The organism is Sinorhizobium sp. GQ132 (genome assembly GCF_059758575.1).
The window spans coordinates 36,803-51,599 of the sequence record NZ_JCAXDX010000014.1; the positions used below are offsets into that span (position 1 = coordinate 36,803).

Consider the following 14,797-nt stretch of genomic DNA (forward strand, 5'->3'; position numbering starts at 1 on the left):
CGTCGCTCCGCCACGGAAGGTCACGGCATTCCACCGGACCGCTCCAAACCTTCAGTCGTGGCGCACCATAAGGGATCATGGCGCCGGCGTCCAAGAGGTGAAAGAGAGGTCTTCCTTCCTTCTATTCCACGCTTGTCCGCTGCGCTTCGGCGCGTGCCACCTTCCAGGTGGAATAGGCGAAGGCGAGCAGGAATATCGCCGTCATCAGAAGGACGATGGTGGGTGCCGGTGCGCTGTCGATGAAGAAGGAGAGATAGACGCCGCAGAAGGAGGCGGCGACGGCGACGATCACCGCGATCGCCAGCATGTGGCCAAACGTCCGCGTGACGAGATAGGCGATCGCGCCGGGGGCAATGAGCATGGCGATGGCCAGGATCAGCCCGACGGCCTTGAGGGCGCCGACGATCGTCAGCGACAGGATCGCCAGCAGTCCGTAGTGCAGCCAACCGACCCTCAGACCGATCGCGCGTGCCTGAGCCGGATCGAAGGCGTGGAGCAGCAGATCGCGCCACTTCAGGCCGAGAATGCCGGCGGCGAGAAGCGCGATGAGGCCCGTCTCCAGAATGTCGCCCCAGCCGATGCCGAGCATGTCGCCGAAGAGGATGTGATCGAGATGCACGTCGCTCTGGATCTTGGTGTAGAGCACAAGGCCAAGGCCGAACATGCCGGAAAAGACGACGCCCATCACCGTGTCCTGCTTGATGCGGCTGTTTTCCTTCAGATAGCCGGTCAAGAGTGCGCAGCACATGCCGGCCGTAAAGGCGCCGACGGCGAGCGGCAGGCCGACAATGTAGGAGACGACGACGCCGGGAAAGACCGCATGCGAGATCGCGTCGCCCATCAGCGACCAGCCCTTGAGGACCAGGAAACAGGACAGCATCGCCGTCGGAATCGCGACCAGGACCGAGATCAGGAGCGCATTGCGCATGAACTCGAACTCGAAAACGGCAAGGAGCATGTCGAGCGAAGGCATCATGCGGTCTCCAGAGCCTCGGATGCGCGGCGGCGTGCGGCGAGCAGCCCGTGTTTCGGGGCAAATACGAAGGCGAACAGAAAGATCGCGGTCTGCAGGACGATGATGATGCCCCCGGTTGCGCCGTCGAGGAAGTAGCTCGCATAGGCGCCGACGAAGCTCGTCAGTGCCCCGATCGCGACGCTGATCACGATCAGCCGCGGGAAACGGTCGGTCAGGAGATAGGCGGTTGCGCCGGGGGTGACGACCATGGCGATGACGAGGAAGGCGCCGACCGTCTGCAGCGCCGCCACGGTCGAGGCCGAAAGGAGCGTGAAGAAGAGCACCTTCAGGAAGGTGGTGTTGGTGCCGATCGAGCGGGCGTGGCTTTCGTCGAAGAAAGTCACCATCAGGTCCTTCCACTTCGCGGACAGGATCAGCAGCGAGACGATGCCGATGATGGCGAGCTGCAACGTGTCGGCCGGCGTGATGGCGAGGATATTGCCGAGCACGATCGTCTGGATGTTCACCGAGGTCGGCGACAGAGAGACCATGAACAGGCCGAGACCGAAGAAGGAGGTGAAGATCAGGCCGATGATCGTGTCCTCCTTCAGCCGCGTGCGCTGGTTGAGGAACAGCATGGCACCGGCGGCAAGCGCACCGGAAAAGAAGGCGCCCAGCGAGAAGGGAAGCCCGAGCATGTAGGCCCCGGCGACGCCCGGCACGATCGAGTGAGAGAGCGCATCGCCGATCAGCGACCAGCCCTTCAGCATGAGATAGGCCGAAAGGAACGCGCAGACTGCGCCCACGAGTGCGCTTACCCACATGGCATTCACCATGTAGCTATAGGCGAACGGCTCGATGAGCGTGGCGATCATTCGGAGTCCGCCTCGGAATCCGATTCCGGTTTGGCCGGCTGCGCAACCATGCGGTCGCGGGCGCCATACATGACGAGCGGACGCTCGTCGTCGCTGATGACAGAGAGCTGGCGTGGATCGGCATCGTCATGGAGGTTCTCTCCGCCGAGCACGAAGTGACGCAGGACGCCCCCGAAGGCGAGCTCCAGGTTTTCGCGGGTGAAGGTGGTTTCCGTGGGGCCGTAGGCGAGCACCGTATTTTTCAGAAGGATGGTGCGGTCGCAGAATTCCGGCACGCTTCCGAGATTATGGGTGGAGACGAGCATCACACGACCCTCTTCGCGAAGCGCGACGAGCAGGCGGATGATAGCGTCTTCCGTCTTCACGTCGACCCCGGTGAAAGGCTCGTCGAGCAGGATGACGCGGCCGTTCTGGGCAAGTGCCCGGGCCAGGAAGACCCGCTTCTTCTGGCCTCCGGAAAGCTCGCCGATCTGGCGCTTGCGGAACTCGCTCATGCCGACCCGTGCCAGCGCCGTCTCGACCGCCTCGTGATCGGCCTTTTTGGGGATGCGCAGCATGTTCATATGGCCGTAACGGCCCATCATCACCACGTCTTCGACCAGGACGGGAAAATTCCAGTCGACCTCTTCGGCCTGCGGGACATAGGCGACGAGGTTCTGTTTCAATGCCTGCGTCACGGTGAGGCCCAGGATCGAGATGTCGCCCTTGGCCAGCCGGACGAAGCCCATGATCGCTTTGAACAGCGTCGACTTGCCGCTGCCGTTTACGCCGACGAGGGCCGCGATGGTGCCCGTCGGGATTTCGAAGGAGGCGTCGCGCAGCGCCCGGTGGCCGTTGCGGTAGGTCACCGTAGCACCGCTGACGCGAATGCCGCCATCCTCGTCTTGCGGAGCAGCTCCCGGATAGGCGCGGGCCTTTTCCTGAAGGTTCATTGCGACAAGCCTTTCGCAATCGTTTCCGATGTAACGCGCAGCAGATCGATATAGGTCGGAACGGGGCCGTCGGCCTCGCTCAAGGAGTCGACATAGAGCACGCCTCCGTATTTTGCACCCGTCTCCCGCGCGACCTGCTCAGCGGGGTCCGGCGAAATGGTGCTTTCGGAGAAGACGACGGGTATCCGATTAGCTCGAACCACGTCGATCACCTTGCGCACCTGCTGCGGCGTGCCTTGCTGGTCGGCATTGATCGGCCAAAGATAAAGCTCCTTCATGCCGAAATCGCGGGCGAGATAGCTGAAGGCGCCCTCGCTCGAAACGAGCCATCGCCTTTCCGCCGGGATCCTTTCGAGCTCGGCGCGGATGGGTGCGACCGCCGCCTCGATCTTCTTCTTGTAGGCCTCGGCATTGGCCTTGTAGACCTCGGCATTGGGGGGATCGTGTCGCATGAAGGCGTCGCGAATATTGTCGACATAGATCAGGGCGGCCGATGGCGACATCCAGGCGTGCGGGTTGGGTTTGCCGGTATAGGGGCCCTCGGCGATGCCCATCGGCTCGACGCCTTCGGAGACGACGACGCCGGGAACGCCGTCGAAGTTCTGGAAGAACCTTTCGAACCAGAGCTCGAGGTTCAGCCCGTTCCAGAGAATGAGGTCGGCGTCATGCGCCTTGAGGATATCGCGGGGCGTCGGCTGGTAATTGTGGATCTCGGCGCCCGGCTTGGTGATCGATTCGACCACCGCGGCGTCGCCCGCGACGTTCTGCGCCATATCGGCGATGACCGTGAAGGTGGTGACGGCCTTGAGCTTTTCGGCCGCCCGGGCGGCCACCGGCAGAAGCGATAGAGCAGCCATCGCCGCTGCGGCCGCCACGATCATGCGCCTCGTTGGATGGATCATCCGGCTCTCCTCTTTGCGAACCATAATATGGGTAGGCGAATGGTCTGCATAAGTCAATGCAAATGAGAAGCATTTGCAACTAGCTATTTCCAAAAGGCGTCCCCTTGGCTAGTGTCGCGGGATGAGCCAGAGCAAGAATCGGATCGAGGAACTGGAAGGAATCCTGCGGGAAGGCGGCGTGCGTGTGACGCGCCAGCGCGCCGCGATCCTGAAGATCCTGGCCGAGGCCGCGGACCACCCGGATGCCAGCGAACTTCACCGGCGCGCGAAGGAAATCGACGCGACGGTGTCGCTCTCGACGGTATACCGGACGCTTTCGGCGCTGGAGCAGCAAGGGGTGGTGCAGCGGCATGCCTTCGAGAATGCGACTGCCCGCTTCGAGACGGCGGATGCACCCCACCACGATCACCTGATCGATATCGAAACGGGTGCGGTGATCGAGTTTCGCTCCGACAAGATCGAGCAGTTGCAGGCGGAGATCGCTGCCGAACTCGGCTACGACCTGGTGCGCCACCGGCTGGAGCTCTATTGCCGGAAGCGCAAGGACTGAGCGGAATTACCCTCCGACAGCGGCAATCTTGGGGCGCGTCGGCATGGTCATGGCGGCGACGCCGGCGATGACGCAGCCGAGGCCGAGCCATGCGGTGGTCGAAAGCGTTTCCCCGAGAAATACCACTCCGATCGCAACGCCGATCGGAACGCGCACATAGGCCTGTGCCGTCGCGCCGACGGAACCGAGCGTGTGGATCAGGCGGAAATAGATGACGAAGGCGAGCGCGGTCGAGAAGACGGACAGGCAGAGGAGCGCGATCAGCGATTCCGGCGAGGGATCGAGCGTCCAGGGCCGATCGACGACGAGGCTTGCCGGGATGAGCAGGGCCGCACCCGCGAGAAGCGATCCGCAAGCGGGCATCATCGGATCGAGGCCCCTGAAGCCCTTCCCGAATATCGCCGCGCCGGCATAGCAAACCGTCGCAAGAACGACCGCAAGCTGCGGGATGAGCTGATTGCCGATGCCGCGGAAGGCCTCGAGACCGATGATCAGCGCGATTCCGGCGAGGCCCGCAAGGACGCCCAGGAACTTGCGGGCGGTAACGGGCTCGTGCCGGGTGATCAGGGCCGTCAGGAGAAAGGCGAAGATCGGCGTCGTGGAGTTGAGGATGGCCGCGACGCCGGCATCGATCGTACGCTCCGACCAGGCGATCAAGGTGAATGGGACGACGCTGTTGAGGCAGGCCTGGAACAGGAACCGCCGCCACATCGCCCCGTCGCGCGGCAATGTCAGGCCGCGCCATGCGATCAGCGCCAGAAGAACCATGCCGGCAAGCAGCGTTCGCGCGGCGATCAGCGTCACCGGGGGAATGGTTTCGACGCCGATCTTGATGAAGGTGTAGGAGGCGCCCCAGAGCGTTGCCAGGGCGACAAGCAGAAGCAGTTCGAGAGCGAGACGTGGCCTGTCCATGAATGCGGTCCTTGTGAATCGTTGTTCATCGGACCATTCCTAGCGTCCGGAGCCCCTGCGATGCTTCGGTGCCGATCGAAGTATGGCGCGTACCCCGCGGGCCTTCGCCCGCGGGGTATCGCGGTTCAATGGCCGTCTGCCAGCCGCGCGGCCTCGACGCATGCGGAACGCTCGATGCTGAGGCCGTTGAAGAAGGCATTGAGCACGACGGCCGAGGCCGCGGCGAGCACTATGCCGGACTCGATGATGGGATGGATCGCATGCGGCATCCACATCAGGAAGTTGGGTGCGATCATCGGAATGAGGCCGAAGCCGACGGAGGCGGCGACCACGAACAGGTTGTTTCGCGAGGTCTTGAAGTCGACCGTCGAGAGTATCCTGACGCCGGTTGCCGCCACCATGCCGAACATCACGAGCCCCGCTCCGCCGAGAACGAAGGTCGGAACCGCCTCGACCAGCGCGCCCATCTTCGGGACAACGCCCAGCAGGATCATGATGACGCCGCCCATCACGCAGACGTAGCGGCTCTTGACTCCGGTGACGCCGACGAGGCCGACATTCTGCGAAAAGCTCGTATAGGGAAATGTATTGAAGAGACCGCCGATGATGGTGCCGAGACCGTCCACCCGAAGTCCGGCGGTCAATTGCTGTTGCTTGACCTCGCGGTTCGTCATCTCGCCGAGTGCCAGGAACATGCCGGTCGATTCGATCATCACGACGATCATGACGAGCGACATGGTGGCGATCAGCACCGGATCGAAGATCGGCATGCCGAAGCGCAATGGGGTCACGACGGCGAACCAGCCGGCGCTCGCCACACGATCGAAATGCATCATGCCGAGCATGGCTGCCGCGACGCATCCGATCACGATGCCGATCAGAACCGCGATGTTGCTGATGAGCCCCTTGCCGAAACGGGCCACTACGAGAATGGAGACCAGCACGAAGGCGGCAAGCGCCACATGGCCCGGTTCGGCATAGATCGGGTTCGGAACCGTGGCACCCAGGACCAGCCCGTCCGGCACGGCCGGACCGCCGGTTGCGGCGAGCTGCTTCAAATCGGCGAGCCATTGCGCGTGAGCCGGATCGACGAGTTTCGGCGCCGTCGGACCGAAGGGGTTGCCGAATATCCAATTGACGCCGACGCGCATCAGGGTCACCCCGATGACGAGAATGATGGTGCCGGTGACGACGGGCGGGAAGAACTTCAGCAGCCGTCCCATGATGGGCGCGATGAGAAGGGCCACGAGGCCGGCGCCGATGATCGCGCCGAAGATCGTCCGTGCTCCGTCGATCCCGGGTGTCATGGCGGCCATGGAGACCATCGGGCCGACGGCGGCAAAGGTGACGCCCATCATCACGGGAAGGCGGATGCCTATGCCCCTGGTCAGCCCGAGCGACTGAATGATGGTGACGATGCCGCAGACGAACAGGTCCGCCGAGATCAGGAAGGCGACGTCCTCCGGGCTCAGCTGCAGCGCCCGGCCGACGATCAGGGGCACTGCGACGGCGCCGCCATACATGACAAGAACATGCTGTATCCCGAGGGTCGCAAGCCTGCCGATCGGCAGGCGCTCGTCCACGGGATGTATGCTGGATGCGTCGTTCATGGTTCCTCCTCCATCGCCGCCACCGTCCGTTCCCGTCCTCCAACGGGGAGGGGAATTTTTCGCCCCGCAGGAGCATGCCGCAAGGGTGCAGGAAGTGAAAACACTTTCGGATTTTCGAGGGTAATCGGGCGCATCGCGGGCGATCCGGACATGCGCCCGGATCGCGTTCAGGGGAACGGCTTGCCGGCCGTCAATGCGCTTCCGCGGCAAGCACGCGCACTTCCGTGCCGTTGGCGTCGTAGAGCTTGCCGTTGAGGAAATAGTCGCCGTCGTGCAGTCGCGCGATGTCCTGGTAGCGGAGCGTCCGCTCCGTCCCGGCGACGAACACCGATTGCTGGTCCGAGTTCCCGGCGGTCATATGGTTGAAGATCAGGTTGAGGCCGATCGCCATCAGCGCGGCGGAGCTGATGCCGGAATGGAAAATCGTCTCGACCCAGGCCGGGAAATGCTCGTAGAAGGTCGGCGAGGCGATCGGGATCATGCCGAAGCCGATCGAGGTCGCGACAATGACAAGGTTCATGTTGTTGGCGTAGTCCACCTTCGACAGGGTGCGGATGCCGCTCGCGGCGACCGTGCCGAAGAGCACGATGCCGGCGCCGCCGAGCACCGAACTCGGAACCGCCGCGACGATGCGGCCCATGACCGGCAGAAGACCGAGCGTGACGAGAAACAGGCCGCCGGTTGCAACGACATAGCGGCTCTTGACCCCGGTGACCGCCACCAGCCCGACATTCTGGGCAAAGGCGCTCTGGGTGAAGGAGCCGAAGATCGGAGCGAGCAGGCTCGACAGCATGTCGGCCCTGAGTCCGTCGCCGAGCCGGCGCGAATCCACCTTCGTTTCGATGATCTCGCCGACCGCCAGAATGTCCGCCGAAGTCTCGACCAGCGTCACCAGGATGACGATGAACATCGAGGCGATCGCCGCGACTTCGAAGGTCGGATAGCCGAAGTGGAAAACCAGCGGAAGCGCGAGGAAAGGCCCTTCGGTTACCTGCGAGAAATCAGCCATGCCGGCGAAATAGGCTATCACCGTACCGATGATCAGGGCGAGCAGGATCGAGAGCCGCGAGATCGCGGCGCTTCCGAGCTTGCTGAGCAGGAGCACGATGACGAGCGTGACCGCTGCAAGCTGGATATTGGCGGGACTGCCGAAATCGGGGGCACTGCTGTTCCCGCCCATGGCCCAGCGCGCGGCCACCGGCATCAGCGTCAGTCCTATGGTGGTGATCACGATTCCGGTGACGAGCGGCGGAAAGAAGCGGGTGATCCGCGAAAATACAGGCGTTATCAGCAGGCCGATCAGCGAGGCGGCAATGACGGCGCCGAGCACCGACTGGAGCCCCCCATTGCCGGAAATGGCGATCATCGTCGCCACGCCGGAAAAGGAAACGCCCTGGACCAGCGGCAACTGGCTTCCGAAGAAGGGCAGGCCGATTGTTTGCAAGATGGTGGCGAGGCCGCCGGCAAATAAGGATGCCGTGATGAGCAGGCCGATGTCGCCGGGGCCGAGGCCTGCGGCCTGACCCAGTATCAGGGGCACGGCGACGATGCCTCCATACATCGTCAGCACGTGTTGCAGGCCATAGGCCAGATTGGCGCCGATTCCGAGCGTCTCATCCTCCGGACGCGTTGGTGATAGGGTTTCCTCTGCACTGTTTGCCAAGGTAATCTCCTCCAATACCTTTGCATGTCATCCACTTCTTACGAAGAAGGTGGCAAATAATGTCAGCGACGATGAGGCGCTGCCTTACCGAAATAGGGGAAACAGTTTTCGTCTGGCGGGCGGTAATGCTGCGGTGAGCGCAGCGGCGAGCGTGGGGTGGCCCCCTCGATTCGAAACGAAAAAACCGGGGCCGTTTCCAGCCCCGGTGCCGCATCTCCTTTTAACAACGCCGCCGACGGATCGCGCAGCGTCTGTCGATCAGTTCGTCTGCCAGCTCTTGACCAGCTCGTCGTAGTTGACGGTAGTCGGCTTTTCCTTCTCGTTCTCGATCTTGAGCTGCGGTGCGAGGTTGCCGGCCTTTACGGCTTCGGCGTTCCAGTATTCCAGATCGTGCTCTTCGGCGAGCTTCGGACCGATGTCGCCCTGGACGCCGGCACGTTCCAGGCGCTGCAGCACCTTTTCCTGCTCGGCGCAGAGCGAGTCCATGGCTTCCTGGGCGGTTTTCGCGCCGGAGGAAGCGTCGCCGATCGCCTGCCACCAGAGCTGTGCCAGCTTCGGATAGTCGGGCACGTTCGTTCCGGTCGGCGACCACTGCAGGCGGGCCGGTGAACGGTAGAACTCGATCAGGCCGCCGAGCTTCGGGGCGCGGTCGGTGAAGCTCTGATGGTCGAGCGTCGACTGGCGGATGAAGGTCAGGCCGACATGGCTCTTCTTAACGTCCACCGTCTTCGACGTCACGAACTGCGCGTAGAGCCACGCAGCCTTGGCCCTATCGTCCGGCGTCGATTTCAGGAGTGTCCAGGACCCGGCGTCCTGGTAGCCGAGCTTCATGCCGTCCTTCCAGTAGACGCCGTGCGGGCTCGGGGCAAAACGCCACTTCGGTGTGCCGTCCTCGTTCACGACCGGCAGGCCTTCCTTCACGAAGTCGGCGGTGAAGGCCGTATAGGTGAACATCTGCTGGGCGACCTCGCCCTGCGATGGTACCGGGCCGGATTCCGAGAAGGTCATGCCCTGGGCAGCAGCCGGCGCATAGGCCTTCATCCAGTCGAGATATTTCTGGATGGCGTAGACCGAGGCCGGGCCGTTGGTGTCGCCGCCGCGCGCGACGCAGGATCCGACGGGCCGCGAGTTCTCGTCGACCTTGATGCCCCACTCGTCGACCGGCTTGCCGTTCGGGATGCCCTTGTCGCCGTTACCGGCCATCGACAGCCAGGCATCGGTGAAGCGCCAGCCCAGCGACGGGTCCTTCTTGCCGTAGTCCATGTGGCCATAGACCTTCTTGCCGTCGATCTCGCGGCCGGTGAAGAACTCGGCGATGTCCTCATAGGCCGACCAGTTGACCGGAACGCCGAGTTCGTAGCCGTACTTGGCCTTGAAGTCCGCCTTGTTCTTCTCGTCGTTGAACCAGTCGTAGCGGAACCAATAGAGGTTCGCGAACTGCTGATCGGGAAGCTGGTAGAGCTTGCCGTCCGGCGCGGTCGTGAAGGATTTGCCGATGAAGTCGTCGATGTCGAGGTTGGGATTGGTGACGTCCTTGCCCTCGTTCGCCATGAAGTCGGTCAGGCTGCGGGCCTGCTGGTAGCGCCAGTGCGTGCCGATCAGGTCAGAGTCGTTGATATAGGCGTCATAGACGTTCTCGCCCGACTGCATCTGCGTCTGCAGTTTTTCGACCACGTCGCCTTCGCCGATCAGGTCATGGGTGATCTTGATGCCGGTGATCGCGGTAAAGGCGGGTGCCAGAACCTTCGATTCGTATTCATGCGTGGTGATCGTTTCGGAAACGACCTTGATCTCCATGCCGGCAAAAGGCTTTGCCGCATCGACGAACCATTGCATTTCCGCTTCCTGGGCGGCGCGGTCGAGCGAGGACATGTCGCCGACTTCCTTGTCCAGGAACTGCTTTGCCTCGTCCATCCCGGCAAATGCCGAGCCGGTAAATGCCAGCAGCATAGCCGCCGTCGTTGTCAAAAGGTGCCTTCGCATTAAATCCTCCCTTGGGTTTTGCGATTGCGTTCACTTGCAGTTTCAAAGGGCGCCCGCGGTGAGCGCCCTTCGTTTGGTTCCTCAGACGTAGCGGAAGACGCCGACCGCGTAGATCACCGACAGGGCGACCGCCCACCAGAGATTTGCGCCGACCAGCCCCAGCCAGGCGAGGTGAATGAATGCGCTTCCGAGCAGCGACACGAAGAGCCGGTCGCCGCGGGTCGTCTCGAAGCGCAGGATGCCGACGCGCGGGTTTCCGCCCGGCCGGGCATATTCCCAGACGGCCATCAGCGACAGGAGCGCGAAGATCGTCAGAAAGAACATGGCGGTAGGGAAAGACCAGGCCATCCAGCCGCCGGGGATCAGCGGGGCGAACCAGTCGGTCTTGCCGTCCTTGGCCGGCAGAACGGAAAAAAGCAGGCCGGCCGCGGTGAGATAGACGACGAGCACGGCGGCAAGCGCGACGGGCCAGCGGTTCCTGCGAGTGGCGACGGTTGCCATCAGACCCTCCCCAGGGCGAAGCCCTTGGCGATGTAGTTGCGGACGAAATAGATGACGAGCGCGCCGGGGATGATCGTCAGCACGCCGGCGGCGGCGAGCACGCCCCAGTCCAGACCGGAGGCGGAGACCGTGCGCGTCATCGTCGCGGCGATCGGCTTGGCGTCGGTCGTCGTCAGGGTGCGGGCGATCAGCAGCTCGACCCAGGAGAACATGAAGCAGAAGAAGGCGGCCACGCCGATGCCGGACGCGATCAGGGGCACGAAGATCTTCACGAAGAAACGCGGGAAGGAGTAGCCGTCGATATAGGCGGTCTCGTCGATCTCCTTCGGCACGCCGGACATGAAGCCTTCCAGGATCCAGACGGCGAGCGGCACGTTGAACAGGCAATGCGCGATCGCCACCGCGATGTGCGTGTCGATGAGACCGAAGGCGGAATAGAGCTGGAAGAAGGGCAGCGCGAAAACCGCCGGCGGCGCCATCCGGTTGGTGAGCAGCCAGAAGAACAGGTGCTTGTCGCCGAGGAAGCGGTAGCGCGAAAAGGCGTAGGCTGCCGGCAGCGCCACCGTCACCGAGATCAGCGTGTTCAGGACGACATAGGTGATCGAATTGATGTAGCCGTTGTACCAGGAGGGATCGGTAAAGATCACCGCATAGTTCCGAAGCGTCGGATTCTGCGGCCACAGCGAGAAGGTGCTGAGGATCTCGCTCGTCTCCTTGAAGCTCATATTGACGAGCCAGTAGATCGGCAGGAGCAGGAAGACGATGTAGATCGTCGGCACCAGCCAGGAGAGGCGCTGCGAAAGTGGTTGCTTGTTGGTCATCATGATGTCTCCTCCCTCCTTCTCAGCCTTGCGCGTCGCTCGTGGTCATCACCGTGTAGAAGATCCACGACAGGAGCAGGATGATGAGGAAGTAGATGATCGAGAGGGCTGCGGCCGGGCCGAGGTCGAACTGGCCGATTGCCGTCTTGACGAGATCGATCGACAGGAAGGTCGTCGAATTGCCCGGGCCGCCGCCAGTCACGACGAAAGGTTCCGTATAGATCATGAAGCTGTCCATGAAGCGCAGCAGGAAGGCGATCAGGAGCACGCGCTTCATCTTCGGAAGCTGGATGTAGCGGAAGACCGACCAGCGCGAGGCGCCGTCGATCTTGGCGGCCTGGTAGTAGGCGTCCGGGATCGAGACGAGGCCGGCATAGCAGAGCAGCACGACGAGGCTAGTCCAGTGCCAGACATCCATGACGATCAGCGTGACCCAGGCGTCGAGCGGATTCTGCACGTAATTATAGTTGATGCCGAGCGAGGCGAGCGTGCGCCCGAGCAGGCCGATGTCGACCCGGCCGAAGACCTGCCAGATGGTGCCGACGACGTTCCACGGAATGAGCAGCGGCAGCGCCATCAGAACGAGGCAGATCGGCACGCCGATGCCTCTCTTCGGCATGTTGAGCGCGATGACGATGCCGAGCGGGATCTCGATCGCGAGAATGATCGCCGAGAAGATCAGATTGCGGGTAAGCGCGTCCCAGAAACGGTCGGATTCGAGCACGTCCAGGAACCAGTCGGTGCCGGCCCAGAAGAACTCGTTATTGCCGAAGGTGTCCTGTACCGAATAGTTGACGACGGTCATCAGCGGGATCACCGCCGAGAAGGCGACGAGCACCAGTACCGGCAGGACCATGAACCAGGCCTTGTTGTTCCAGGTCTTTTCCATGTCAGGCCTCCCCGCCGACGCGCCAGGAATCGGCGTAGATGTTGATTGCCTTCGGATCGAAGGTCACGCGCGGCTCGGCGGGGATCTCGCCGTCCTCGTCGACGATGATCGAGATCGGCCGGTCGGCGAAGCGGGCGCGTACGACCTTGTGGCGGCCGATATCCTCGACCTTCGTGACGGCGACCGGCATGCCTTCGCGGCCGAGGGAAATGAATTCCGGACGGATGCCGAGTTCGGTTCTGGCGCCCGGCTTGATCTGCGGCTGGAAATCGAGCGCGATCCTCTGGTCGCCGACGGCGGCCGTGTTGCCGGCGATCTCGGCCGGCAGGACGTTCATGCCCGGCGAGCCGATGAAGTAGCCGACAAAGGTGTGACGCGGCCGCTCGAAGAGCTCGGCCGGCGTGCCGATCTGGACGATCTGGCCGTCATACATGACGACGACCTTGTCGGCGAAGGTGAGCGCCTCGGTCTGGTCGTGCGTCACATAGACCATGGTGAAGCCGAACTGCTTGTGCAGCCGCTTGATCTGCGAGCGCAGGACCCATTTCATTTCCGGATCGATGACGGTCAGCGGCTCGTCGAAGAGGATGGCGCTGACGTCCGAGCGCACGAGGCCGCGGCCGAGCGAGATCTTCTGCTTCTGGTCGGCGGTCAGCCCGCGCGCAGTCTTCCTGGCCCAGCTGCCGAGTCCGGTCATCTCGAGGATTTCCTTGACGCGGCGGTCGACCTCCGTTTCGGGCACATGCCGGTTGCGCAGCGGAAAGGCGAGATTGTCGTAGACGGTCATCGTGTCGTAGATGACCGGGAACTGGAACACCTGGGCGATGTTGCGCTGCTGCGTCGTCAGATGCGTGACGTCGGTTCCGTCGAAGAGAATGCGCCCTTCGGAAGGGTTGATCAGCCCCGAAATGATGTTGAGCAGCGTGGTTTTGCCGCAGCCGGAGGGCCCGAGCAGAGCGTAGGCGCCACCGTCGTTCCACTCGTGATGCACTTCCTTCAGCGCGTAGTCCGCTTCCGATTTGGGCCTGGCGCCGTAGGCGTGGCGGATATGTTCGAGATTGATGCGTGCCATGGTTTCCTCCCCGCCGCCCTTTCCTCAGGCCGTCCCGCCGACCGCCCTGCCGTCCGGCCCGAAGGCCATGAGGTGGCGTGTGTCGACGAAGACATTGAGCGTAGCGTCCGGTTCGATCTCGTGAATGCCGGGTGCGAGCATGACCCAGCGTGCGCCCGCGAAGGCGACGTGAATGAAGCTTTCGGACCCGGTGATTTCCGAGATCGCCGTCTTGACAGTCAGCGGTTCGTCGCTGCCGTTCGGCTGGCCGAAAGAAAGATGGTGCGGCTGAAAGGCCACCGTGCAGGGGCCATCCCCGAGGGAACGAAGATGTGCGGGAACGGGAAGCACCGGCTTGCCCTCGAGCGCAAAATGCGTTCCCGCCTTCACGAGGCCGATGGTGTTCAGCGGCGGATCGGCGAATGTGCGGGCCGTGACGATGTCGACCGGCCGGCGATAGACGTCGATGGTGCGGCCGAACTGGGTGATCCTTCCCTCGCTCAGCGTGGCGGTGTTGCCGCCGAGCAGAAGCGCTTCCGACGGCTCTGTCGTGGCGTAGACGAAGATCGCGCCGGATGCGGCGAAGATCTTCGGCAGTTCCTCGCGCAATTCCTCCCGCAGCTTGTAGTCGAGATTGGCAAGCGGCTCGTCGAGCAGCACCAGATCGGCATTCTTGACGATGGCGCGGGCGAGCGCGGTGCGTTGCTGCTGACCGCCGGACAGGTTGAGAGGCGTGCGGTCGAGATAGGGCGTGAGCTTCAGGAGTTCCGCCGCCTTGCGCACTTCGCGGTCGACGGCGGCGCTGTCGGCGCGCTTGATCCGCATCGGCGAGGCGATGTTCTCGTAGACCGTCATCGCCGGATAGTTGATGAATTGCTGATAGACCATGGCGACCGAGCGTTTCTGCACGGGAACGCCGGTCACGTCGGCACCGTCGAGATGGATCGAACCGGAGGCGGGCTTGTCGAGACCGGCCATCAGCCGCATCAGCGACGTCTTGCCGGAGAGCGTCGGGCCGAGCAGCACGTTGAGCGACCCCCTCTCCAGCACAAGGTCGGTCGGGTGGATGTGCGTCTCTCCACCCACGACCTTGGATATCTTCTTCATTTCAAGCATTGAATTCTCCACCCCAACGGCAGTTCAGCCGTGGTAC

General features: G+C 63.0%; 14 protein-coding genes. 1 reads left to right on the top strand and 13 read right to left on the bottom strand.

Annotated elements, in window-relative coordinates; translation table 11 throughout:
• Positions 1–121: 121 nt before the first annotated feature.
• From AC6CIG_RS25575 to AC6CIG_RS25590, 4 genes are read right to left on the bottom strand one after another with little or no spacing between them, the layout of a single operon-like run.
• Positions 122–976, bottom strand: coding sequence for a metal ABC transporter permease (locus AC6CIG_RS25575; protein ID WP_127710644.1), 855 nt, complete (start codon positions 974–976; stop codon positions 122–124).
• The gene (locus AC6CIG_RS25580) at positions 973–1,830 is read right to left on the bottom strand and encodes a metal ABC transporter permease (protein ID WP_437412431.1); all 858 of its coding nucleotides are present in this window, start codon (positions 1,828–1,830) and stop codon (positions 973–975) included. Before AC6CIG_RS25580 ends, AC6CIG_RS25575 begins: the two co-directional genes overlap by 4 nt.
• The gene (locus AC6CIG_RS25585) at positions 1,827–2,762 is read right to left on the bottom strand and encodes a manganese/iron ABC transporter ATP-binding protein (protein ID WP_127710646.1); all 936 of its coding nucleotides are present in this window, start codon (positions 2,760–2,762) and stop codon (positions 1,827–1,829) included. Before AC6CIG_RS25585 ends, AC6CIG_RS25580 begins: the two co-directional genes overlap by 4 nt.
• On the bottom strand, positions 2,759–3,664 hold the full coding sequence (locus AC6CIG_RS25590) for a metal ABC transporter substrate-binding protein (RefSeq protein WP_127710648.1): 906 nt from the start codon (positions 3,662–3,664) through the stop codon (positions 2,759–2,761). Before AC6CIG_RS25590 ends, AC6CIG_RS25585 begins: the two co-directional genes overlap by 4 nt.
• A 121-nt stretch (positions 3,665–3,785) precedes the next feature.
• Here AC6CIG_RS25590 and AC6CIG_RS25595 point away from each other — a divergent pair, with 121 nt between their 5' ends.
• Entirely contained in the window at positions 3,786–4,214 is a 429-nt protein-coding gene (locus AC6CIG_RS25595) for a Fur family transcriptional regulator (RefSeq protein WP_018097266.1), read from the top strand.
• Positions 4,215–4,220: 6 nt separating this feature from the next.
• Here the strand turns inward: AC6CIG_RS25595 and AC6CIG_RS25600 are convergent, their stop codons facing one another.
• The 9 genes from AC6CIG_RS25600 to AC6CIG_RS25640 all read right to left on the bottom strand — a co-directional run bounded on the left by AC6CIG_RS25600 (position 4,221) and on the right by AC6CIG_RS25640 (position 14,760).
• Positions 4,221–5,126, bottom strand: a complete 906-nt coding sequence (locus AC6CIG_RS25600; protein ID WP_127710650.1) for a DMT family transporter — start codon at positions 5,124–5,126, stop codon at positions 4,221–4,223.
• Between the two features lie 125 nt (positions 5,127–5,251).
• Positions 5,252–6,736, bottom strand: a complete 1,485-nt coding sequence (locus tag AC6CIG_RS25605; RefSeq protein ID WP_127710652.1) for a nucleobase:cation symporter-2 family protein — start codon at positions 6,734–6,736, stop codon at positions 5,252–5,254.
• Positions 6,737–6,926: 190 nt separating this feature from the next.
• Complete coding sequence (locus AC6CIG_RS25610) at positions 6,927–8,399, bottom strand: nucleobase:cation symporter-2 family protein (protein WP_437412430.1); 1,473 nt, start codon at positions 8,397–8,399, stop codon at positions 6,927–6,929.
• 258 nt (positions 8,400–8,657) lie between these two features.
• On the bottom strand, positions 8,658–10,382 hold the full coding sequence (locus AC6CIG_RS25615; RefSeq protein WP_018097262.1) for an ABC transporter substrate-binding protein: 1,725 nt from the start codon (positions 10,380–10,382) through the stop codon (positions 8,658–8,660).
• An 81-nt stretch (positions 10,383–10,463) separates the two neighbouring features.
• Entirely contained in the window at positions 10,464–10,883 is a 420-nt protein-coding gene (locus tag AC6CIG_RS25620; RefSeq protein ID WP_127710656.1) for a DUF2160 domain-containing protein, read from the bottom strand.
• A complete protein-coding gene (locus AC6CIG_RS25625) occupies positions 10,883–11,707 on the bottom strand; it encodes a carbohydrate ABC transporter permease (protein ID WP_010970356.1) in 825 nt (274 codons plus the stop codon). The genes AC6CIG_RS25620 and AC6CIG_RS25625 overlap by 1 nt, the downstream gene beginning before the upstream one ends.
• Before the next feature lie 19 nt (positions 11,708–11,726).
• Complete coding sequence (locus AC6CIG_RS25630; protein WP_003530331.1) at positions 11,727–12,593, bottom strand: carbohydrate ABC transporter permease; 867 nt, start codon at positions 12,591–12,593, stop codon at positions 11,727–11,729.
• A gap of 1 nt (position 12,594) precedes the next feature.
• Positions 12,595–13,665, bottom strand: a complete 1,071-nt coding sequence (locus AC6CIG_RS25635) for an ABC transporter ATP-binding protein (protein WP_018097260.1) — start codon at positions 13,663–13,665, stop codon at positions 12,595–12,597.
• Between the two features lie 24 nt (positions 13,666–13,689).
• Positions 13,690–14,760 (bottom strand): ABC transporter ATP-binding protein, encoded by a 1,071-nt coding sequence (locus AC6CIG_RS25640; protein WP_018097259.1) that lies wholly within the window; start codon positions 14,758–14,760, stop codon positions 13,690–13,692.
• Positions 14,761–14,797 lie beyond the last annotated feature (37 nt).